Genomic DNA, 18,193 nt, shown 5'->3' on the forward strand with positions numbered 1-18,193 from the left:
GAATAAAGAAGATGCAACTTTAATGATTACTTGTCCTTTTCACGTTCAAATACATCTGTTATTGGTCCAATAAGAATAGATTTAATTAAATCCCAGATACAATATAATAATAAAATACATGCTAAAAACATTGTTACAACTTTAGAAACAGCAATAAAATAAGGGTGCATAATATCGTTCATCAAAAATCCACTAAATGCAAAGAAAATAAATAACATCGTTACAAACGGACCAGAGACATATTTAATTGCTTTTTTATTTCGTTTTGCAAAATTAAATATTCCGATTGCGGATTTTTTTACAAGACTATATATAATTTTGTTAAATGTCGTTGACTTCAGTTTCATCGAAACGTCCTCCTAATTCATATTTCTGATTTTTTCTTATATAGATTTTATTAAAAAGGCAATTCGCCTTTAAAATTCAGTAAAAAATCCAAACAAAATATTTGTTGGATTTATTTAAATGGTGAGCACTATGAATTTCGCATAAAGAAAGCATGTTCGCACATGCTTTCTAAAAAATGATTTTGTAACAAAATTACATCAAATTGCAGATTAATATTCTTCATCTTCTATTGAAAATCCAGTTTTAAGTGCTTCATAAACTACACGATGCATTTCTTTTTTATCTTCAGGTAAAGAGTTATAAATTTCATCTAATAGGTTTTTATATTCAACCACCTTACCGTTTTGATAACGTGTAGGTACTTTTTGTACTTCTGCATAGATGCAACCTTTTCCTGTGCTAGAGAGACCTTTTAAAACACGGTTCATTTCCTCGTAAGCTTCTTCTGTAAATTGAGAACCCTCCAATGTTATTGTATGGATAACCAATTGATTCAGAAACACATCACCGTCTAAGAAAATACGCTGTTCCTCCCCTTCTCTGGTTTTAATCCAAATAGAAAGCGAAAAAATATCATCTGTTATTTTCAAATTGGGATACCTATCGTTACTTAAAGTCATATGTTTTAAACGATTACTTTTGTGGTAGCGATAATATGTATCATTGGCAAACTTTTTTAACGTAGGAATGGTTGTATGAACTTCGCAATGTCCAGGTTTGAAATGAATCATAGTGCAACTCTCCTTTAATTTTGTAAAAACTCATCGAAAATGAGTTAAAGATATTCTCTTTTTAATTTTCAGATATCTTTCTCGGATTATCTTTTATTTCTGGAAAAAGTCAAGAAATTATTTAATAAATTAAATTCAAAACAAATTCATGAAAGAGATTTATACAAACTTAAATTCCGAATATATGTTTGTTACATAGGAACGAGAGCGCTTTCTTATGGTGCTTTAGAATCAAATTTATGCTTTTTGAAACCTTCGATGTGCCTCTCACCTTAGAATTGTTGTCAGAGTGTGAAAACCATTTAAATTTACCTTTTCATTACCAGATTTAAATTGTGTTATTTGATTCTGGATACGTACAAATAATAAAAAATGCAGGAAAATGATTTATAAATACAAAAAATACCGTATAATAAATAAAGTAGTTACTTAATTACAGGAGAGTGATTTTAATATGGCAAAGTCAAAAGCAAAAAAAATAAGAGAGAAAATGGTTCGTGAAGGTAAACGAAACCCAGAAAATAGCCGAAGTATATATGCCTTAAAAGATTTAAGAACAAGAAAGACGAAAACGAAACAAGAACAATTAAACAAAGTGCTGTATGAAGAGCGTTTATCCGACTATTCAAAAGATGGTATGGGTGGACGCTTTTATTATTGTTTTAGATTTACAATTATTTCATAAAATTCAAATAGATAAATAAAAAATAAAAAAACTTCCCTTTTTTCTGGATATGGATTATACAGTTAAAAAGGAGGGAGATTATGGACTTTAGTATTAGAAATCAAAATCCAAAACATCCTGTAATAAAGAAAATAGAAAGAACAACAGAAATAGAACCTATTAAGGACAATAAAGAAAAAGGAAGTAAAAAAAGAACAAGAGAAGAAAATGAAGAGAAAAAGCATAAAAACGCAGAAGAAATAGAAGATGAATTAGGAAGTTTAATTGATGTAAAGTGGTAAAAAACAGCTCTATTATCGCATATGAGCTGTTTTCTTTTTAAAGATACCTTTTGAATAAATGAATTGTTCAACTTCATCAGCACAACCTTTTCTTGTTCTATATATTTCTGAGCCGCTAAATCGAAACACATACCATCCCTTTTGTTTTAAATATTTATCTTTTTTTTCGTCATGTTTGACTTGCGTAAAAGAAGAATGAAAATCCTTTCCATCACACTCTATTGCAATTTTACCTCTTTTCGTATACAAAGCAAGGTCAATGCGGTAACTCCCACAAGGTACTTGCGTATAAACTTCATATGGCAAATTTCTATGGTTAGTTCTCTTTCTTAATTCTTGAAACAAAAACTCTTCAATTGGGCTTTCTGTTTTAGAAAATTCCCTGTGTTCGGAGTATTTATTGAATCCAATGCGAATTTTAAAATATAGAATAAAAACAATCAACAAAATTGAAAAAAACACCCAATTTTCGATAAATAAGGAATACAAAATAGACATACCATTCCCCCTTCCCCTGTTCCTGATAAAAATTTAAATTATTGTAACAGAGTATAAAAAATAGTGAACAAAAAATATTTCAAGAAAAACTACATTGTAAAAAATCAAAATGGTCCCTTTGAATATAGGATTAAATAAATAATATGAGGTTTTTGAAAGGAATTTTAAAATAAACTGTAAGGGAATACATACGTTACATAAATAGATACAACAGAAAGTGAGGGAGAGAAGTGATTAAAAAAATATTGTTAGGTATCATGATTGTAATTATATTTCAATTATCAAGCACATCATCTTTGAAAGTTATTCATCCAAAAACTTGGTCAAATCAAACTATATATGACGACAAAGCAAATATATCAGACGTATTTCATTTAGATAGTCGTTTTTATGGAGGATATTTCCCACATAAAAATGGGATATTTTATGCAGATTTAGATTTCTTTGCTCATAAGATATCACATATAACAGCATACGCTATTCTTTCAATTCTTATTTTGAGCAATATTAAGAGTAGAAAGCATGCATTTAAAAGAGCTTGGTTAGGTGTCGTACTCATTGCATTCCTAGATGAATGTAATCAATATCTTGTCGTAGGACGCACTGGTTTATTCTTGGATGTTATCGTCGATTCTGCTTCAGCTTTCATTGTATTGCTAACAGTATATACACTATGGCAGCTTGCAATGAGAAATAGACAAGCAATACCAAATACAAATGGAATAAAGACTGTAGTTAAAGCATAAAGGGTACTCAAAAAAATATGAGTGCTCTTTTTTGTTTCGTTCTCTTTTAATACAACGACGTCTGTGGAATACAAAAATAAAAAAGACAATTCCTTTAAAAATAAAGGGACTGTCTCGATTCTTTTATTGTTTTTTTGAACATTGATTAGATTGGTAAATCATCATCAGATATGTTTTCAAACTGAGAAATGTTATGCAGACGGTTATAATCTTTTTCAATTAATGCATTAATGATTTTTAAAGGCGTAACCTCTTCATCGCTTAAATCAGCAATCGGAAATTGTCTATTAATTTCTTTCTGTTCTTCTATTAAATCAAGAAGCTGCATAAAACTATGCTGGATTAATACGATATTCATAGGGTTAGGAGAAAACTTTTTCAAATATGCGCTATTAATGGCATCAGAAATAATGAAATCTTTTGTAACCGGTCGATGCTCTACAGTGTCAGAATTCAATAAATTTTGAAGGTCCTCCACTAATTTATCCATTTGTTCAAAAGTCTTATCCGATACCGTAATTTCTATTTTTTTCATTGTCTATTTCCCCTTAAGTTATATTTCACTACAATGATATTTTAATTTATTTTTTTATAATTAGCGAAAATAAGTCTAAGATTTTATTTTTGATAAAAAATTTTAGAGTCTTTTACTTACAAAATATGAACATAATTCATTACGAAAGCAATGAAGACTGTATTAAAAGTATAAAAGGATACTCGATATATGAGTACCCTTTTTCTACTTGCGTTTATTTAGAAACAGTTTTTGAGAATATATCTAAGGCAGAAACTTTAGGGGCTTGCTTATCCCCTTCCCCGCTGCCTCCTCTCATGTGTGCATCAATGAAGGTAAATCCTCCTGGAATTTCAATATCATATTTAGCTGCTTTTTCTTGAGCCTGCTCTGATGATTCATTATCTGATGTTAATTTTCTAAAATGAAATGTAACCCAGTGCTCTTTATGCGGTTGATGTTTCGAACGTAATGCGGAAGTTTTGTTATGATTATTCCCTTGATTCACTTTAGATTTAGCTTTAATACCTTCAAATACAAGCTTCTCCGGATTATTAACAAAAGGATTAGCAAGCAATTTAGAAGCATCTTCTTCCTGTTCGAATGAGAATGCATTTTCCACTGTGATATCATGATACAAGCATAATGTATATGTCATTAGTGCCTTTTGCGAACGACTGAGATTCTCCCAATTAGAAGGGTCAATTATCGGGTAAATGATATATGTTTTTTCCCCGATGTTAGCTTTTGCATACACAATTGTTTCTTTTCCATTTGGACCTTCAATTTCTTTTTCACGAATAAATGTAATTTGCTTAATACCTATGTTTATTAAAAAGTCCCAAGTCACATCTGTAACCCACTTTTTCTTAGGTAATGGGTATTTTTTATTTTTATATATTTTTCGTGTTGCCCATTTTGCAATTGATTTAAGAACCTCTTCATGAACATCTGCTACATCTAGTTTGTCTAAAATACATAAATTTGTCGTATACCAATGTAAGTCCTGTGAAATAATACCTAAATAATCACCCATCATTTCTTGGAATACCATACAACTATCATAGAAATTTTGTCCTTGATAAATATCTGTAAGTATTTTATTTTTTGTCCAATATTGCGTAATGACAAAATAGGATTTAAACATGTTACATGAATTCTTGTAATGCTCAATCCATTTTGCAACAAAGTAGGCATTAAATAAAAATAAAGATGGTTCTGAATAGCTATATTTCATTAGTTTTGAAATAACTTCTTCTTCCTTCTTGCTATAAAGTGCTGCGAGTCTATCCCCTTCTTCTCCAAATTTATTAAATTGTTCATCGCTTAATTTGTTTAAATCAAAATTTTTATGAAAAGCTGCCTTCAATACTTCGATTTCTCTTTCAACCATATCTTTGACTTCAGAAGCTAAAGAATGAGATGCATTTAAAAATGACCATCTATACAAATAACCTAGATTTTCTGCTTTTCCCATGTAATAACGCAACTTAGAAAGATATTTATTACGTCTTTTTTCCAATTCAACAGTTGGCATTTCAGTTTCATGAAAGTCATCCAATTCTTCTAAGAAGTCCAATAGTTTTAAATTACCTTCTGCTTCTCTGCTATTGAAAACAGAAACATCTAAGAAAAAATAAAACGGAACAAAATTTTCTGATTGAAATTGAGGAGAAATGATTTTGTCATGCTCAGTCAACTCGGAAATGAACCCTTCTATCTGCTCCCTTTCTATGTATTTTTCTCCGGTCCAATTTCGCGTAGTAAATGCGAAATTAAAGAAAGATAAGTTCGTATACGTCTCCTTTTTAACATTGTTAGGTATATTTTCAAATCGTGAAGCAAACTGCAAAATTATCATCCTTTCATTCATATCCTATATTCTCTACATTTAATTATACAGGATAAAGTATCAATACGAAACAACGCTCTATGCGGATTCCTTATATGTGAATGCTTCTTATGATGTTTGGTTTGTAAACATGATTGGATATGGAAAACTAGAAAAAATGGAAGGAAATTCTATAACTAGAGAGAACATAGAAAATGCTTAGGAGGGGTTATATTGAATTCAATTAAAAGTTCTATTGTCTTAACTGAAGCAGAAATACAATGGATTGATGAACAAATCAATCATTTTGATAGCCATATACATAACAATAAAACGTTATCTAATTATCAAGTAAAGGAAGCATATGATAATTTTTATGATGGAATATATGAGTTATATCAAAAATACACAACAAAGCATTTAACGAACATGTGTTTGATTGGAATGGAATACGATGGATATATGCCAGGAAACAATGCCAACTTTATTGCTCTATATGAAGAATTAATAAATAAACTAAGAGATAAAACGGTTGATAAACCTATTCGTTATTATGTGGAAATGGATGAAGAGCTTGTATTGATGGAAGAAGATGAAGATGGTAATAAAACTATTGTAAATAAAAATCATTCTTAAATAGAGTTACGCACACAAAAGGTATCCTTATGAAGGAGACCTTTTTTAAAATAAAAAGCAAAAAATCGTAAAACTGAAATTAGATTTTTGTATAATGATGAATATATTACAAAAGGAAAGAAGGAAAAACTGTGAGCGTAGAAAGCATTAAGGAATTGATTTTAAATCAAGTCGAAAATATTGCTGTAACGAATCGTTATGATATGGTATACGAACAAAATGACGAGAATCAGTTGTTAGTACAAATTTTAAAGAGAGACCAAGATGGAGGAATTTTAGGGACTCCGTTAAGTTTTGATTTGCGTGTAAATGAAGATAAAGGAGACGGTGAATTCATCTTTTATCATGCTATGGGAGAATTCAAACGTCAAAAATTTAATGTGTTCCAAGAAGGAAGTTTGTTAGAAGTATTAACATTTATTAATGGTCGATTAAGTATTAACGAATTTTAATACATGATTTTCCCTTGAGTTTATTTATCATAGTATGTAAGAAGACCCCTGCCTCAATATAAAAATAGGTGGGGGTCTTTTAATGGAGAAATTAAGTTAGAGAACAGTGTACAAGAAGTAATTATAAAAAGATAAGTAACTACTTAAATAAACAAGGAAAATACATTCTTTACTTAATCAAAGAAATATGAGAATTTTTTAAGATTGTTTTAAGGATAATTTAATATTATAACTGTACAATAAGAGATTATAATGACAAGTGGCATTGAATGAAAAATTTAAGTTAGAGGTGCTTTTATGATAAATCAGTGGATTAAAAATCCAAAAGAGAGAAAATTAATTTTTGTTGCACTCATAGTAGCTTTTGTTATTCTTGCATTTGGATTTTGGACAATTGAACACAAAGATTCATTAACAACAAATACAGCAGAACATTTAAAAAATACAAAGGTGCAATTTCAGCACCACTTGAGAAGCCCTTTGGAATCTTATGCTAAAGACAAAGCCTCTTTAGGTAGAATTAGTATTTTTGCTGCTTTTGCCATGTTTCCTCTTTATTTTTTATTAAGACTCAAAAAAATAAAATTAGGCAAAGAGATTAAAACATTTATTGCAAAAGTTTTGAAGTGGGTTAAGTTGTTTCATGTACCAATTGCAGTTATTGCATTTGCATTAATTACCGTGCACTCATTCATCATGACATTTTATGAATGGAAAACGAATGCTGTTTATCTATCAGGAGTTATTTCATACCTATTATTTATTCCATTAATCATATTCGGATTTATGCGATATAAACGCAAAGATAAAAATTGGCATTACTATCTTTCATTCGCTTTTGTTTTCTCTATGCTGCTCCATACATTTATCTAAAATATAAATTCTAAAGAAAAAGCAGTAAAATATACGATTATATTTTGCTGCTTTTGTTTTTTAGTGTCTTTGCAATTCATGAATTAAAATGCTTATAGAATGCAGTTAATTTGACCATGTTTTCTATTTCTGTTTTTAATGGTTTTGAAATTAACTTTTCATCCTGCTGATAAGTTTCTCCATCTTTCCAAGGAAAAGCCGATATTTCTTTATTAGCTGTTTCTCTGTTTAAAGCAATAAATACTCTTATAGTATCGAATTGAAGATTCTCATCAGAAATAAAAGGGAATCCCGAAACGTAATTGTCGTATTCAACAATAATAGAGTCATCGATGCATAATTCCCAATCTTTATTTTCTAATTTTAAGTTCATTTAAATTACCTCCAAATTTTTTTGTGAAATGAGTCTTTTGTTTACTCATATCCTTTATGATTTTAAATCGATTTTATTTTTTTGGTGTAAAATAAACAAATAATATTAACGACGAAATCGGTTAAAAAACAACAGTCCAATTTATATATGTTAATTGGACTGTTGTTTTTTATTATTTTAAATTTATGCTTTTAAACCGGAACAGAAAAATTACATTGACCGGTCTTTTTTTATGAAGCGTGAACATTCTTTTCTTCTTCAGGGACCTGAAAATGAAGCTTAAATACCTCATTATCTAATATGCCTTCTCTGTTTGTTTTAAAGGAAACCGCACTCCATTCTCCTTTATCATCAAGAGCAAGTAGTGTATTTGCATTTATTTTGGCTAGATAGATAGAACCCCTGGTAAATCTTTTTTCACCTGTAATTAAATGATAAGCACTCACTTTGCATGTAATGTACATATGAATCAACCCCTTCCTTTTATATATAGCCGTATACAGATGCAATTAACGAATTTCAAATTTCCAAGATAATACATTAAAAAATAAAAAAGTGTAGAAAAACGATTAAAAATTATATAAGAGGTTTTGAAGAGATATTTCGTGTTATGAAAGTCTTTGATTTTATTAGATAAATATAGTTTTTGAATGAAAGATTATGAAAACCTCCCCCCTCCCCTGCCATAGAATCAAAGATGCAATGCATCAGTGATGCACTTTCAGATATTGAAAAACCTAAGAAATTAAAAACAAAAACAGAAAAGAAAATAGAAAGAGAAGAGGATGAATAAAATCAAAAAAATTTCCGAAAAAAATATTATGAAATGAATTTCCTTTGCAGTAATATATTTCATTTTAATGTTCTGCTTCAATGAATACATTTGGAGCCTATAATAATAATCGGTTTGAAAATCCATAATATGAAATAGAAGTAGATACAAGTTTATTTAAAGGTTTGAATTTATTTTTGAGTTTGTAATAAAAACTTCCCTTTTGGTTCTATTCTTTACACTTATTACATATTCCTAGTGATGTAGTGATGCAATGATGTAGTTTGAATGAAAAGATGATGTAAATAAAATATAGTGTGTATAAGGAGGAGTTATTGTGGCGAAAATTAAAACAGGCACAAAAATGCCTCAAAACCAATCTGAAGCTGCTGGTACGAGAAACCTAGGGGATAAACGCTGTGTACGGTTTAGTATTTCCATTCAAAACGAATATGACCGCAAATTAGGACGTCTATCCACTAGCTGTCAGATGTCTAAATCTAAAATGGCAGATGCTCTCCTAAGAGTCGCCTTAGATTCTCCGGAGCTGATTGAATGGTTCCAAAAGAAATATAATAAAGATGAACAATATCTAGTTAATCCAGTCGTTATTAATAATAAGCTATACTATTAAATCCTTTTCCTACTAGGAGAGGATTTTTTTCATGTTAGAATACTTAATTCCTTGTTTTGCCCATTTTTTATCCCATGAATAACATTTTTGGCAGAGACCAAGGCGTTTTTGGAAGCTATCGGAGTTTTTTTGTCTAATCGCATTATCACAATGTCTGCATTTTTTCATTCGTTTTCTCCCCTTACGTACAAAGTAGTAGTATTAGAATCTCCTAAAAATTTATTTTTTATACTCCTAATTCCCTATTTCTTAAAAAAATATTCAATATTTTTTCAAAAGAGGTACCAAATTTATATTTCATTTGCAGCCATCTATACATAAAGTAGTGTTTGCGTACATTTGTATGCATGTTTGTGCGCACAAAACTTACCAGAAGCTTAGAAAAAGATAAAAATAGTTAAAAATTATATTTTTGTACGCACAAGTGAGACAACAAATGTGTGCAAGATGGAATATTTAATAGAGGACAAGAATATATTGGACTATCGTAATACAAATTAAGTGTTTTGGAGGAGATGAAATGGATTCAATTCGCTCAATATCTATCGATTGTGGGAACTTATCTGTGAAGTCTAAATCAGATTTAGGTGAGTTGCACTATCCTAATACAGTTAGAGAAGAAGGATACTTTGAAAGCCAGCCGATATTTGGGAATCTAACACAATCTAAAGACGTTGGAGTGACATTTGAAGGAGAAAAACTTGTGGTAGGAGAAGTAGATGAACGTTCTCGCTTTTCATTAGATGTTAACATTTCAAGATACAAAACTTCAGATTTCCGAAAGATGTTTTTAATGGCTGTCTTTAAGCACATTAGAGCACATGATGATAAAGTACGAGTTGTAACAGGGATACCAGGTAGACAATATAGAAACTTAGAAATGAGAGAAGAAGCCATTCAAGACATTAAATCATTAGAAGGTCATTATGAAATGAATGGAATTTCATTTGAAATCGTAGAAATCATTATAGAGTTACAACCAATTGCAACAACAAAATATTTAGCCTTTCATGAAAATGGTGAGCCAAAGCAAGGAGCTCAAGAGTTCGCTAACTCAAAAATCCTTGTTGTAGATTTAGGAATGGGTAGTAGTGATGTTACAATCGTAGAAAATGGAATGATGACAGATGTATTTGAACTTCAGTATTCTATGTACAATGTTTACGATGAGATTATTAGTGAAATGCAAAATATGAAAATAGATGGAAAAGCTAGTATTTTAGCTTCTGAGAATTTAACTTCACAGAGAATTGAAAAACAAATACGAGAATCTATGATTCAAAATGAAAACAGAGCAATTTATATTGCTTCTAATAAAGAAGCTTTTGACATAACAGAAATTGTTCATTCCAAATTCTATTGGGGAGCAAATGCCTTTTTACAAAATTTACGGGCGAATAAAATTAACTTTGAAAGTTTTGCAAATGTGGTTCTGACTGGCGGAGGGACACATACATTACTCTATTACCTAAAACATTCATTAGTAGACTATCAAAACAATCCTAGAGTAAAATTTCGTATGCCGGATAATGTAATCATGGCAAACGCTAGAGGTTATTATATCGTAGCGTGTAATCCAGATAGATTTCTTACAAGAATCTAATAGGAGATGATGGAATATGGCTGCTGCTTCCGTAACTAAGGAAAAAAAGGATAAACATCGATTTCATATGAGACTTCATCCCGAAAAAGATGCAGATATTATTGAGTTTCTTGAAGGAAAGCACAAGACAGATTATGTAAAAAAGCTTATTCGAGAAAAAATATGGGCTGAAAAAGTTGGGGCTCAGTTCATGGCTCCAACCTCCACTGTAGAAAACTTTCAAAATGAAAACATAGAACCCAATCCTCAGCCTCAAGTACAACAAAAAAGAAAACAAAATACGTTTGCTTCCTTTCAAAATTTCACACAACAAACAGAGTCAAAAGAGAATTCGGCTGTAAGTTTATTTTGATAAGATTCACATTATCCCCCTCTTCGTAATAGAGGGGTTTTATATTTTATGAACAGTATACAACTGCTCCCCAATAATTTAGATAATATTCATTAAGAAAACGGATGTTGTACTCGTCTTTTTTTCATCTTACAAAAATGTAATCTTCATGTCATGTTTTTGAATTTCTACTCAAACAAAAAGGGATTATGATGATAACGACATAATAAGAAACACATGAGGTGAAGGAAATGAAAAGATACATTGCACTATTTAGTATTTTAGTTGTATTTGCAAGTCTGATGGTTGGTTGTGATATTAATCGTTTAGGAAAAGATGAGTATTACATTCAAATTACAGGAGATGGAAAAGTGTATAATGGTACGACTGATAATCGTAAACCGTATACAGATTACCAATATAAACTAACTGGATTTGATAAAGAAGGTACAGAGAAAGAATTAGAATTTACTGCACAAAAAAACTTACGTAAAGATGCATTCCTACGTGTATATCATTCAGATAAAAAAGGTGTATCAGCTTGGGAAGAAGTGAAGAAAGACGAGCTTCCTGATAAGGTGAAAGAAAAATTAAACGTAAAATAAGATGAAAAGAAAATTAAAAGCAGCGCATACAAAATGCCCTGCTTTTTTCTATTACTTATTTCTTTGTATAAGTTTACTAACATGATATGCGCTAGAAAATGATAATTCAGAGAGTTGTCCATCGCCGTTACACCAATCTCCCGCAAAATATAAATTTGATATATCTGCGAAAGATATAGGGATTCCTTGTTGCGACATATTCCACTTAATCGTTTGAACAATTGCTTTCTTTGATATTTTAGGAACAACCAATGATTCTCTCCATCCAGCAAAGTGTTTGTCATAGAATGCTTCAATCTTTTCTTTATATTGCTCAATGGTTTCAGGATTTTCTGCTTCTTCTTTATTTAAGTAAGCAATAGCTTGTAGCAGTTGACCATTTTCTGGAGCGCAGTTTGGGTCGTAGTAAGAAATATCCGTAATAAAAAGTTTGTTTTTTGTATCATACACGTATGTATAGGGAGAATTCACTCTTTCTTTTAAACCAATATCATAAAACATGACATGTGTAGGTTCTAGGTTAGAATATTCCATGAATCTAGGTTCTAATATAGTACCTTTGAATACTTTATGTAATTCATCTGGAGGAATACAAAAGATGTAATCATCTGCTATATACTTTTCATCCCCTACTAGTAAACTTTCAATCTTCCCATCTTCTATTTTTATTTCTGTTAATTTTGCCTTTGTAAGTATTTCTCCATCATTCTCTTCAATAACCTGTGTAAGCTGTTCAAGTAATTAGGACTCAGTTGAAGTAACCTTTTATTTTCTTAAAAGAAATCATATAAAAGAAAAAAGCCAATTATAATGGCTTTTTCAATGAATATAATGTAGCTAAATAAATTACAACGATAAATATAATTCTGTTGTATTTTCAAAAGTAGATTTTAGATTTTCCGCGTAAATATCTTTTACTTCTTTGAAAACTGTTCGCTCAAAGGACCTGGGATGGATGTGAATGAAATCAAGGTCATATAAATCCATCTTATTTAGTGTAATAACACAATGAGTGATTTTTGGGTTTCCCTTAAAAGAAAAACTTATATATGGATTTCCTGCTTCATTAATACCAACACCAATGTGATTAATAGAAATCATAGCTGATAGTTTGCCCTGACCTCCCATTTGTTGAAGAATAGTTTGTCCTATTTGTTGTAGCTCCGTTTTCGTGTACATGTTCATGCTCCTTCGCACTGTTTTTTACATATTCTAACACATGATTCATTTTTGTGAATAAAAAAAAGACTTCATTAGTTTGTGAAGTCTTTGTTCTAAAACAGTAATAGATTTTCTTGTTTAACTCATTAATAAGAAAGTTCTTCATCGGAAAAAGTATATATCACGTCACGCATTGATGATTCTCTTTCAACGAAATGATAAATTGTTTTAATCTCTGTACTTACAATGATGACATATTCAATATTTTCAATGATGTGTTGTTTTTTGTTTTCAATATATTTTAATAGAGAGTCTCTTAATATCTCATGCCATTTGTCTTCAGGTTTATCTACCCAAAGCCAGCCATACCCTTCTCCTTCAACATCAACCCAATTGTTATAAGTATTATCTTCTTCATCGGTATACCAATTGATTATCTCTTCCATATGCTTTTGGCTATCACAGGCAGCAAGTATATTTTTTAGCGTTGTTTCATTCACCTGCTCTATTTGGATAAATTGAACCCCGTAAGCATTACTATAATTATTTTTAACTGTTTCAATGGCGTTTTGATTCATCATGGGTCTATCTCCATTTCTTGGTTTCATTTTATGATTATTTTGTAAAGTCATCGATGCATGAATTATTTTATGCCTATCCTATCTATTTCCTTCTCCGCAATCGTTACGAGAAATATTAATCCTCTACTAAACCAGGTATCTATGTATTTTGGATGGACTTATTATTCTATTAAAAAAGTTTATTTCTTCTTTTGAAGAAAATAAATATGAAAGAAGTTCATTTAAATACAGCTGGATTAGGATTTTGAGATGTGCTGCGGTCTTATTCGGAATAATTGTTAATGATTCTTGAAACTGAAATAGACTATATTCAAATTCATTAAGAATATCCGTATTAAATTTAGAATCATATATGTAATTAAAATTACCCAAATGGGTTTGGAACAAAACCTCTAAGAAAAAATCTTGAAAATTACCATGAAATTTGAAAACAAAAATTTCAAAACCTAGCATGGCATCTTTCGTGGATAGGTCGAGAATCTTGTCAAAAAGCAATGGGAATTTTACTTCTTCGCTTTGGTATATCGCGTTGATACCATTTTTTATTTCTGAATCTTGTTTATAAAATCGTTCAACAAAAGAATGCCATTTATCATTTACTAATGATAGGTTAATATTCAGAGTCCCATGATTCGGACTTCGACTACTAAGATTAATATCATATTTTTTAAGTAAATGTTTCTCCATCGCAAACCACTTCCCCTGATGTAGTTTCATTTCTTTCGTCAATATACCAAAAATAAATTTGTATTTGTAAGAAATCCATAATATTTTAATTAGAGTGTTCCATTTCCAGAATCATTATGGTGTATTGTATTTGGTAATGAATTGCCACTTATGTTACAATTCATATAAATCTAATATAGAGGTGATAGAATGCAAAGATTAATGTTAAAAGTACCTGATGGTATCGTTAAAGGATTTGATGATAAAGATGATTTACAAGGATACTTGATTGACGAAAAATTAGAAGAATCAGGATATGACATTTACGAAGTGAAACAGGTATTGCAAGAAATAGAGAACTCTGAACTTGATGAGGAAGACAAAAAAGTCTTACTGAAAAAATTACAGAAAGACGAATTCGAATTTGAGATTAATGACTGTTTATGCGATGTATTAGATAATTGTGATTCTATGTATGACTTATTTTAATTATTGATTTATGTTTTTTATAAAGAAAGGAACCTGTTCATACATAACAAGGTTCCTTTTTAAGTAACTATAATTTTATTTTTTTACTTTTAATTCATACACCCTTTGCCATTCGCATTTATAACCATCAATCCATCTGATTTTTCCATCGAGTATGGCTAAGTGCTGGGTAAAACCATAATTACGATACTTTCTAATCCGCGTATCATCTGAATATGCACCGCAACTATATTCAGAAAAGCCATCCTTCCCTGCCTGGATTCCACGTAAAGCAAGTTCTACGACGTCTTCTTTTCTCCATTCATTAAATCTTGATGGAGTCCAACGAATAATTTTTCTTAAATTCGTTTTGTTAGCATTTATTGTTTCATCAACAGGTTGAGCAAACATATCATATAAAGTTTCTAATTTTTTACGTGCTGCTTCAACTTTTTGTCTCTCCACTTCTTGTTTATATTCATCAGATGCTAAATATCGTTCCTCCTCTTCTTTTCGAATTTTTTCTTTTTCAGCTACATTTAAAAGATATTCTTCTAAGGAAATGCCTTGTTCCTTAGCTAATTCTTCTTGTACCCCTTTGACCATCTCTTTGAATATTTCTCCCAACATTAGTATTCCTCCGTTTCATCTCCTATTTCATACTCTTTATTATTGTAAATTTAAAATAGATTATTTGTTAAAACTAAAGTTCTTAATATACTACTTTAACAAAACAATTTTTTTATATTATTCTTTAACGAAACTCGTAGTCTATTTGTTTGTATCAATAAAATTAGTATCGCATACATCTTGATAAAATTCCCATATCTTTTGAGTGTCATTAATACATTATTTAGACATTGCGTTATCTTTCACGCAGAAAAATTGGAAAGTTACTTGATTTTTTAAAGTTTGTGTTTATTATAAATTGGAATTATATGAAAGAGGAGTGAACCTAATCCAATGGAGCTTTTTAACGGTTATGACATAACAGTCGATGATAAAGATAAATTCCTTCGTATTGCAAATGTGTTTACCTTCTATTATGAGGTTTACACCAACAACAATACTAGTAGTGTGCGATTTGAAGATTCAACTATAGAATTATTCCATTCGGATAGATTTACGTTTGGACGCTTAGTATTACAACTATTTTCAGTATTTAATATTGCTGTAAATCATTCTCCGTTACAGGAGTTTCAGCAGTTTCCTACTGTTGCGGATTTATTGTTATATATCTATGAAAATACCAAGTAATACATAGGCTTTGTTTTTGTGTAAAAGAGGTGTATGTATATGGCTTATAAAGTTGATGGAAAGACAAGAATACAACAAGCTTTATTTGATTATGAACCAACTACCGAATCAAAAGATGCGGTTAAACGTGCAGTAAAAGCACATAAAGAAAAACAAAATTTTAACGAAGCAAAAACCGGGATAAATAAAAGCCCAAATAAAAATGCAATTGCATATTTTTCTCAATATGAACAGTCTATGACTACAGAAGCAGCAGAAAAACCATTTCAATTCAGAAGAAAAGGTGAAGTGGTTGAAACAACTGTTGGTCAATATGTTCATGGCAAGGTAAGAAGTTTAGGTATGTTTGCGGATAAGGATGCTAATACGAATCTATCATTCGGAAGATTGATTAAAAAACGTATTAAAGAAATGGATAGAAGTCTGGACTATGGATACGGATATGAACGAAACAGAGACCGTGGTGACAGAGAATTCAATGATTAAGACAAGACGTTTATTCTTGTCTCCTTCTCTTTTTTTGAGATGAAAGTGGTGATGTAAGTGAAGAAGATAATCATTGGATTCGCTATTGGTTTTATGGTTGTTTTATCTGGATTTATTACGAATTTAGTTTTTCCATTTATAGAATCTACAAAGAGTGCTGTTAGTGGTAACACTGGGGATATCATTTGGTGTTTTGGGACATTTATTGTTTTGATTGCATTACAGGTTCTTGCTGCATATACAATTCTGAAAAGAAAAGGAATTGCAGAAGAATTTCTTGCAACAGAGAAAGATAATGTAGCAACTTCTAAATTCGCAAAGGAAAGTGATTTTAAAGGATTTTTAGGTGATGATGGTTTGCCAATTAGTAAAAAATTTAGGCTATCTGAAAAAAAATCATTCGAACATTATCTTCTATGCGGCGCAACTGGTTCGGGGAAATCAGCAAGTTTCTTCATTCCTAGTTTATTACAATTACCAGCACATGCTTCAGTTGTAGTAACTGACCCTAAGGGTGAATTATTTCAGAAAACAGCTCAACATGCTCTTAATCAAGGGAAAAATGTTATTGTGTTTAGCCCATTTAAGGGTAAAACTATGAAGTATAATCCTCTTTCTTTATGCAGAAATGCTTCTGAAGTCAGAGAACTTGCGCAAGTTTTGCTTGCAAATGGTAATGCAGCAATTGAACAATTAACAGGAACTAAATCTGGTGGTAGTGAGTGGACAAATATGGCGACCCCATTACTAGTTGCATTTTTATTGTTTGTTTACGAGTTAGAAGCACCAGATAATACAGTTGCAAAAGCATTAGAATTAATTACTGAAAATGATTTAGAAACATTGAAACTATTAATTGAAGATTCAACACCAGAAGCACAACAACAAATGAATATATTCTTACAATCAGCAGAGTCTGAAAAAACGGCATCATCAATCAAAACAGTATTGGCAACAAGTTTGCAGATGTTTACAGACCCCTTGATTCAGGAATTAACTTCTTTGAATGAGATTGACCCTAAGACATTGAGAGAACAACCTACTCATTTATATGTAATGGTTCCAGAACATAAATCAGCATTCATGTCTCCGCTTATGTCGCCTTTTTACTCTCAATTAATGAATCATCTATTAGAGACTGGAAAAGGTGCTCCTATTTACTTTCTCATGGACGAATTTGCAAACATAGGGGTTATTCCAAATATAGATATTATATTAGCTATCTGTCGTTCTCGTGATATGAGTGTTTCATTGGGGATTCAAAGTGTTAATCAATTGAAACAGAGATATAATGAGGCAGCAAATACAATTTTAGATAATCTAAAAACGAAAGCCTTTTTACCAGGGCTAAGTTATGATTCTGCGGAGTACGCTTCTAAATTATTAGGATTTAAGGAAATAAAAAGTGTATCGACCTCATTTAGTAAAAAGAATGATAATTCATATAGTGTGTCTGCTCAAAAAAGAGAATTATTGACGCCAGACGAAGTTAGAAGATTACCTGATGAAACTATTTTAATTATATCGGACAACCGGAATGGATTCCAAGATAAACAGAACAGATATTATAAAGATAAGCGATTGTCATCATTAGCTTCTCAAGAAATAACTGTTGAAGAATATTTAGAAGATGAAGCTTAAAAAGAGAGATACAAAATCTC

Annotated in this window: 26 protein-coding genes; 14 read left to right on the plus strand and 12 right to left on the minus strand. The window is 30.6% G+C overall.

Annotation, left to right across the window (positions count from 1 at the left end):
• Positions 1 to 26: 26 nt before the first annotated feature.
• Together PDL00_RS00380 and PDL00_RS00385 are read right to left on the minus strand one after the other, a co-directional pair.
• A complete protein-coding gene (locus PDL00_RS00380; RefSeq protein WP_098006640.1) occupies positions 27 to 347 on the minus strand; it encodes a hypothetical protein in 321 nt (106 codons plus the stop codon).
• Positions 348 to 557: 210 nt separating this feature from the next.
• Positions 558 to 1,079, minus strand: a complete 522-nt coding sequence (locus PDL00_RS00385) for a hypothetical protein (protein WP_270725291.1) — start codon at positions 1,077 to 1,079, stop codon at positions 558 to 560.
• Between the two features lie 454 nt (positions 1,080 to 1,533).
• Here PDL00_RS00385 and PDL00_RS00390 point away from each other — a divergent pair, with 454 nt between their 5' ends.
• A complete protein-coding gene (locus tag PDL00_RS00390; RefSeq protein WP_098517569.1) occupies positions 1,534 to 1,764 on the plus strand; it encodes a hypothetical protein in 231 nt (76 codons plus the stop codon).
• An 80-nt stretch (positions 1,765 to 1,844) separates the two neighbouring features.
• Positions 1,845 to 2,045, plus strand: a complete 201-nt coding sequence (locus tag PDL00_RS00395; protein WP_270725294.1) for a hypothetical protein — start codon at positions 1,845 to 1,847, stop codon at positions 2,043 to 2,045.
• A gap of 12 nt (positions 2,046 to 2,057) precedes the next feature.
• Here the strand turns inward: PDL00_RS00395 and PDL00_RS00400 are convergent, their stop codons facing one another.
• Positions 2,058 to 2,543 carry an endonuclease domain-containing protein gene (locus tag PDL00_RS00400; RefSeq protein WP_270725296.1) on the minus strand — a complete coding sequence of 162 codons (486 nt, stop codon included), beginning with the start codon at positions 2,541 to 2,543 and terminating at the stop codon, positions 2,058 to 2,060.
• 245 nt (positions 2,544 to 2,788) lie between these two features.
• Between PDL00_RS00400 and PDL00_RS00405 the strand changes: the two genes are divergently transcribed.
• Positions 2,789 to 3,289, plus strand: coding sequence for a VanZ family protein (locus PDL00_RS00405; protein WP_270725298.1), 501 nt, complete (start codon positions 2,789 to 2,791; stop codon positions 3,287 to 3,289).
• A gap of 145 nt (positions 3,290 to 3,434) precedes the next feature.
• Here the strand turns inward: PDL00_RS00405 and PDL00_RS00410 are convergent, their stop codons facing one another.
• Positions 3,435 to 3,824 (minus strand): hypothetical protein, encoded by a 390-nt coding sequence (locus PDL00_RS00410; protein WP_270725301.1) that lies wholly within the window; start codon positions 3,822 to 3,824, stop codon positions 3,435 to 3,437.
• 214 nt (positions 3,825 to 4,038) lie between these two features.
• Entirely contained in the window at positions 4,039 to 5,655 is a 1,617-nt protein-coding gene (locus PDL00_RS00415) for a hypothetical protein (RefSeq protein ID WP_270725303.1), read from the minus strand.
• 213 nt (positions 5,656 to 5,868) lie between these two features.
• On the opposite strand from PDL00_RS00415, the gene PDL00_RS00420 reads away from it, so the two are divergent.
• The 3 genes from PDL00_RS00420 to PDL00_RS00430 all read left to right on the plus strand — a co-directional run bounded on the left by PDL00_RS00420 (position 5,869) and on the right by PDL00_RS00430 (position 7,595).
• Positions 5,869 to 6,270, plus strand: coding sequence for a hypothetical protein (locus PDL00_RS00420; RefSeq protein ID WP_270725305.1), 402 nt, complete (start codon positions 5,869 to 5,871; stop codon positions 6,268 to 6,270).
• Positions 6,271 to 6,401: 131 nt separating this feature from the next.
• The gene (locus PDL00_RS00425) at positions 6,402 to 6,722 is read left to right on the plus strand and encodes a hypothetical protein (protein WP_098517562.1); all 321 of its coding nucleotides are present in this window, start codon (positions 6,402 to 6,404) and stop codon (positions 6,720 to 6,722) included.
• A 297-nt stretch (positions 6,723 to 7,019) separates the two neighbouring features.
• Positions 7,020 to 7,595 carry a hypothetical protein gene (locus PDL00_RS00430; RefSeq protein ID WP_270725308.1) on the plus strand — a complete coding sequence of 192 codons (576 nt, stop codon included), beginning with the start codon at positions 7,020 to 7,022 and terminating at the stop codon, positions 7,593 to 7,595.
• Between the two features lie 76 nt (positions 7,596 to 7,671).
• Here PDL00_RS00430 and PDL00_RS00435 read toward each other — a convergent pair whose 3' ends face one another.
• Together PDL00_RS00435 and PDL00_RS00440 are read right to left on the minus strand one after the other, a co-directional pair.
• Complete coding sequence (locus tag PDL00_RS00435; RefSeq protein WP_270725311.1) at positions 7,672 to 7,968, minus strand: hypothetical protein; 297 nt, start codon at positions 7,966 to 7,968, stop codon at positions 7,672 to 7,674.
• Between the two features lie 230 nt (positions 7,969 to 8,198).
• Entirely contained in the window at positions 8,199 to 8,432 is a 234-nt protein-coding gene (locus PDL00_RS00440; protein ID WP_098007260.1) for a hypothetical protein, read from the minus strand.
• Between the two features lie 645 nt (positions 8,433 to 9,077).
• Here PDL00_RS00440 and PDL00_RS00445 point away from each other — a divergent pair.
• From PDL00_RS00445 to PDL00_RS00460, 4 genes are all read left to right on the plus strand, one after another.
• Positions 9,078 to 9,374: a hypothetical protein gene (locus tag PDL00_RS00445; protein ID WP_270725314.1), complete on the plus strand. Its 297-nt coding sequence runs from the start codon at positions 9,078 to 9,080 to the stop codon at positions 9,372 to 9,374.
• A gap of 520 nt (positions 9,375 to 9,894) precedes the next feature.
• The gene (locus PDL00_RS00450; RefSeq protein WP_270725315.1) at positions 9,895 to 10,977 is read left to right on the plus strand and encodes a ParM/StbA family protein; all 1,083 of its coding nucleotides are present in this window, start codon (positions 9,895 to 9,897) and stop codon (positions 10,975 to 10,977) included.
• A 16-nt stretch (positions 10,978 to 10,993) separates the two neighbouring features.
• Positions 10,994 to 11,329, plus strand: coding sequence for a hypothetical protein (locus PDL00_RS00455; RefSeq protein ID WP_270725317.1), 336 nt, complete (start codon positions 10,994 to 10,996; stop codon positions 11,327 to 11,329).
• Between the two features lie 230 nt (positions 11,330 to 11,559).
• Complete coding sequence (locus tag PDL00_RS00460) at positions 11,560 to 11,913, plus strand: YxeA family protein (RefSeq protein WP_270725319.1); 354 nt, start codon at positions 11,560 to 11,562, stop codon at positions 11,911 to 11,913.
• Between the two features lie 51 nt (positions 11,914 to 11,964).
• Here the strand turns inward: PDL00_RS00460 and PDL00_RS00465 are convergent, their stop codons facing one another.
• The 4 genes from PDL00_RS00465 to PDL00_RS00480 form a co-directional block, all read right to left on the minus strand.
• On the minus strand, positions 11,965 to 12,447 hold the full coding sequence (locus PDL00_RS00465) for a hypothetical protein (protein WP_270725321.1): 483 nt from the start codon (positions 12,445 to 12,447) through the stop codon (positions 11,965 to 11,967).
• 312 nt (positions 12,448 to 12,759) lie between these two features.
• Complete coding sequence (locus PDL00_RS00470; protein WP_098006889.1) at positions 12,760 to 13,092, minus strand: hypothetical protein; 333 nt, start codon at positions 13,090 to 13,092, stop codon at positions 12,760 to 12,762.
• Positions 13,093 to 13,220: 128 nt separating this feature from the next.
• Positions 13,221 to 13,655, minus strand: a complete 435-nt coding sequence (locus PDL00_RS00475; protein ID WP_270725324.1) for a hypothetical protein — start codon at positions 13,653 to 13,655, stop codon at positions 13,221 to 13,223.
• Positions 13,656 to 13,781: 126 nt separating this feature from the next.
• A complete protein-coding gene (locus PDL00_RS00480) occupies positions 13,782 to 14,342 on the minus strand; it encodes a hypothetical protein (RefSeq protein WP_270725326.1) in 561 nt (186 codons plus the stop codon).
• Positions 14,343 to 14,531: 189 nt separating this feature from the next.
• On the opposite strand from PDL00_RS00480, the gene PDL00_RS00485 reads away from it, so the two are divergent.
• Positions 14,532 to 14,810 (plus strand): hypothetical protein, encoded by a 279-nt coding sequence (locus PDL00_RS00485; protein WP_270725328.1) that lies wholly within the window; start codon positions 14,532 to 14,534, stop codon positions 14,808 to 14,810.
• Positions 14,811 to 14,885: 75 nt separating this feature from the next.
• Here PDL00_RS00485 and PDL00_RS00490 read toward each other — a convergent pair whose 3' ends face one another.
• Complete coding sequence (locus PDL00_RS00490; protein ID WP_270725329.1) at positions 14,886 to 15,419, minus strand: hypothetical protein; 534 nt, start codon at positions 15,417 to 15,419, stop codon at positions 14,886 to 14,888.
• Between the two features lie 333 nt (positions 15,420 to 15,752).
• On the opposite strand from PDL00_RS00490, the gene PDL00_RS00495 reads away from it, so the two are divergent.
• Genes PDL00_RS00495 through PDL00_RS00505 form a run of 3 tightly spaced genes read left to right on the plus strand, consistent with a single transcriptional unit; the run spans position 15,753 to position 18,173 of the window.
• Positions 15,753 to 16,046, plus strand: coding sequence for a hypothetical protein (locus PDL00_RS00495; protein ID WP_270725331.1), 294 nt, complete (start codon positions 15,753 to 15,755; stop codon positions 16,044 to 16,046).
• A 39-nt stretch (positions 16,047 to 16,085) separates the two neighbouring features.
• The gene (locus PDL00_RS00500; protein WP_270725333.1) at positions 16,086 to 16,532 is read left to right on the plus strand and encodes a hypothetical protein; all 447 of its coding nucleotides are present in this window, start codon (positions 16,086 to 16,088) and stop codon (positions 16,530 to 16,532) included.
• 57 nt (positions 16,533 to 16,589) lie between these two features.
• Positions 16,590 to 18,173 (plus strand): VirD4-like conjugal transfer protein, CD1115 family, encoded by a 1,584-nt coding sequence (locus PDL00_RS00505; RefSeq protein WP_270725335.1) that lies wholly within the window; start codon positions 16,590 to 16,592, stop codon positions 18,171 to 18,173.
• Positions 18,174 to 18,193 lie beyond the last annotated feature (20 nt).

Source organism: Bacillus cereus group sp. TH152-1LC (assembly GCF_027710505.1).
Taxonomy (GTDB): Bacteria; Bacillota; Bacilli; order Bacillales; family Bacillaceae_G; genus Bacillus_A; species Bacillus_A mobilis.

What these genes read in the sequence shown, in the direction of transcription:
- PDL00_RS00380 (WP_098006640.1), bottom strand. Translation starts at nt 347, where the DNA reads ATGAAACTGAAGTCAACGACATTTAACAAAATTATATATAGTCTTGTA.
- PDL00_RS00400 (WP_270725296.1), bottom strand. Translation starts at nt 2,543, where the DNA reads ATGTCTATTTTGTATTCCTTATTTATCGAAAATTGGGTGTTTTTTTCA.
- PDL00_RS00430 (WP_270725308.1), top strand. Translation starts at nt 7,020, where the DNA reads ATGATAAATCAGTGGATTAAAAATCCAAAAGAGAGAAAATTAATTTTT.
- PDL00_RS00395 (WP_270725294.1), top strand. Translation starts at nt 1,845, where the DNA reads ATGGACTTTAGTATTAGAAATCAAAATCCAAAACATCCTGTAATAAAG.
- PDL00_RS00385 (WP_270725291.1), bottom strand. Translation starts at nt 1,079, where the DNA reads ATGATTCATTTCAAACCTGGACATTGCGAAGTTCATACAACCATTCCT.
- PDL00_RS00490 (WP_270725329.1), bottom strand. Translation starts at nt 15,419, where the DNA reads ATGTTGGGAGAAATATTCAAAGAGATGGTCAAAGGGGTACAAGAAGAA.
- PDL00_RS00460 (WP_270725319.1), top strand. Translation starts at nt 11,560, where the DNA reads ATGAAAAGATACATTGCACTATTTAGTATTTTAGTTGTATTTGCAAGT.
- PDL00_RS00495 (WP_270725331.1), top strand. Translation starts at nt 15,753, where the DNA reads ATGGAGCTTTTTAACGGTTATGACATAACAGTCGATGATAAAGATAAA.
- PDL00_RS00390 (WP_098517569.1), top strand. Translation starts at nt 1,534, where the DNA reads ATGGCAAAGTCAAAAGCAAAAAAAATAAGAGAGAAAATGGTTCGTGAA.
- PDL00_RS00455 (WP_270725317.1), top strand. Translation starts at nt 10,994, where the DNA reads ATGGCTGCTGCTTCCGTAACTAAGGAAAAAAAGGATAAACATCGATTT.
- PDL00_RS00485 (WP_270725328.1), top strand. Translation starts at nt 14,532, where the DNA reads ATGCAAAGATTAATGTTAAAAGTACCTGATGGTATCGTTAAAGGATTT.
- PDL00_RS00435 (WP_270725311.1), bottom strand. Translation starts at nt 7,968, where the DNA reads ATGAACTTAAAATTAGAAAATAAAGATTGGGAATTATGCATCGATGAC.
- PDL00_RS00480 (WP_270725326.1), bottom strand. Translation starts at nt 14,342, where the DNA reads ATGGAGAAACATTTACTTAAAAAATATGATATTAATCTTAGTAGTCGA.
- PDL00_RS00475 (WP_270725324.1), bottom strand. Translation starts at nt 13,655, where the DNA reads ATGATGAATCAAAACGCCATTGAAACAGTTAAAAATAATTATAGTAAT.
- PDL00_RS00410 (WP_270725301.1), bottom strand. Translation starts at nt 3,824, where the DNA reads ATGAAAAAAATAGAAATTACGGTATCGGATAAGACTTTTGAACAAATG.
- PDL00_RS00500 (WP_270725333.1), top strand. Translation starts at nt 16,086, where the DNA reads ATGGCTTATAAAGTTGATGGAAAGACAAGAATACAACAAGCTTTATTT.
- PDL00_RS00470 (WP_098006889.1), bottom strand. Translation starts at nt 13,092, where the DNA reads ATGTACACGAAAACGGAGCTACAACAAATAGGACAAACTATTCTTCAA.
- PDL00_RS00465 (WP_270725321.1), bottom strand. Translation starts at nt 12,447, where the DNA reads ATGGAATATTCTAACCTAGAACCTACACATGTCATGTTTTATGATATT.
- PDL00_RS00450 (WP_270725315.1), top strand. Translation starts at nt 9,895, where the DNA reads ATGGATTCAATTCGCTCAATATCTATCGATTGTGGGAACTTATCTGTG.
- PDL00_RS00440 (WP_098007260.1), bottom strand. Translation starts at nt 8,432, where the DNA reads ATGTACATTACATGCAAAGTGAGTGCTTATCATTTAATTACAGGTGAA.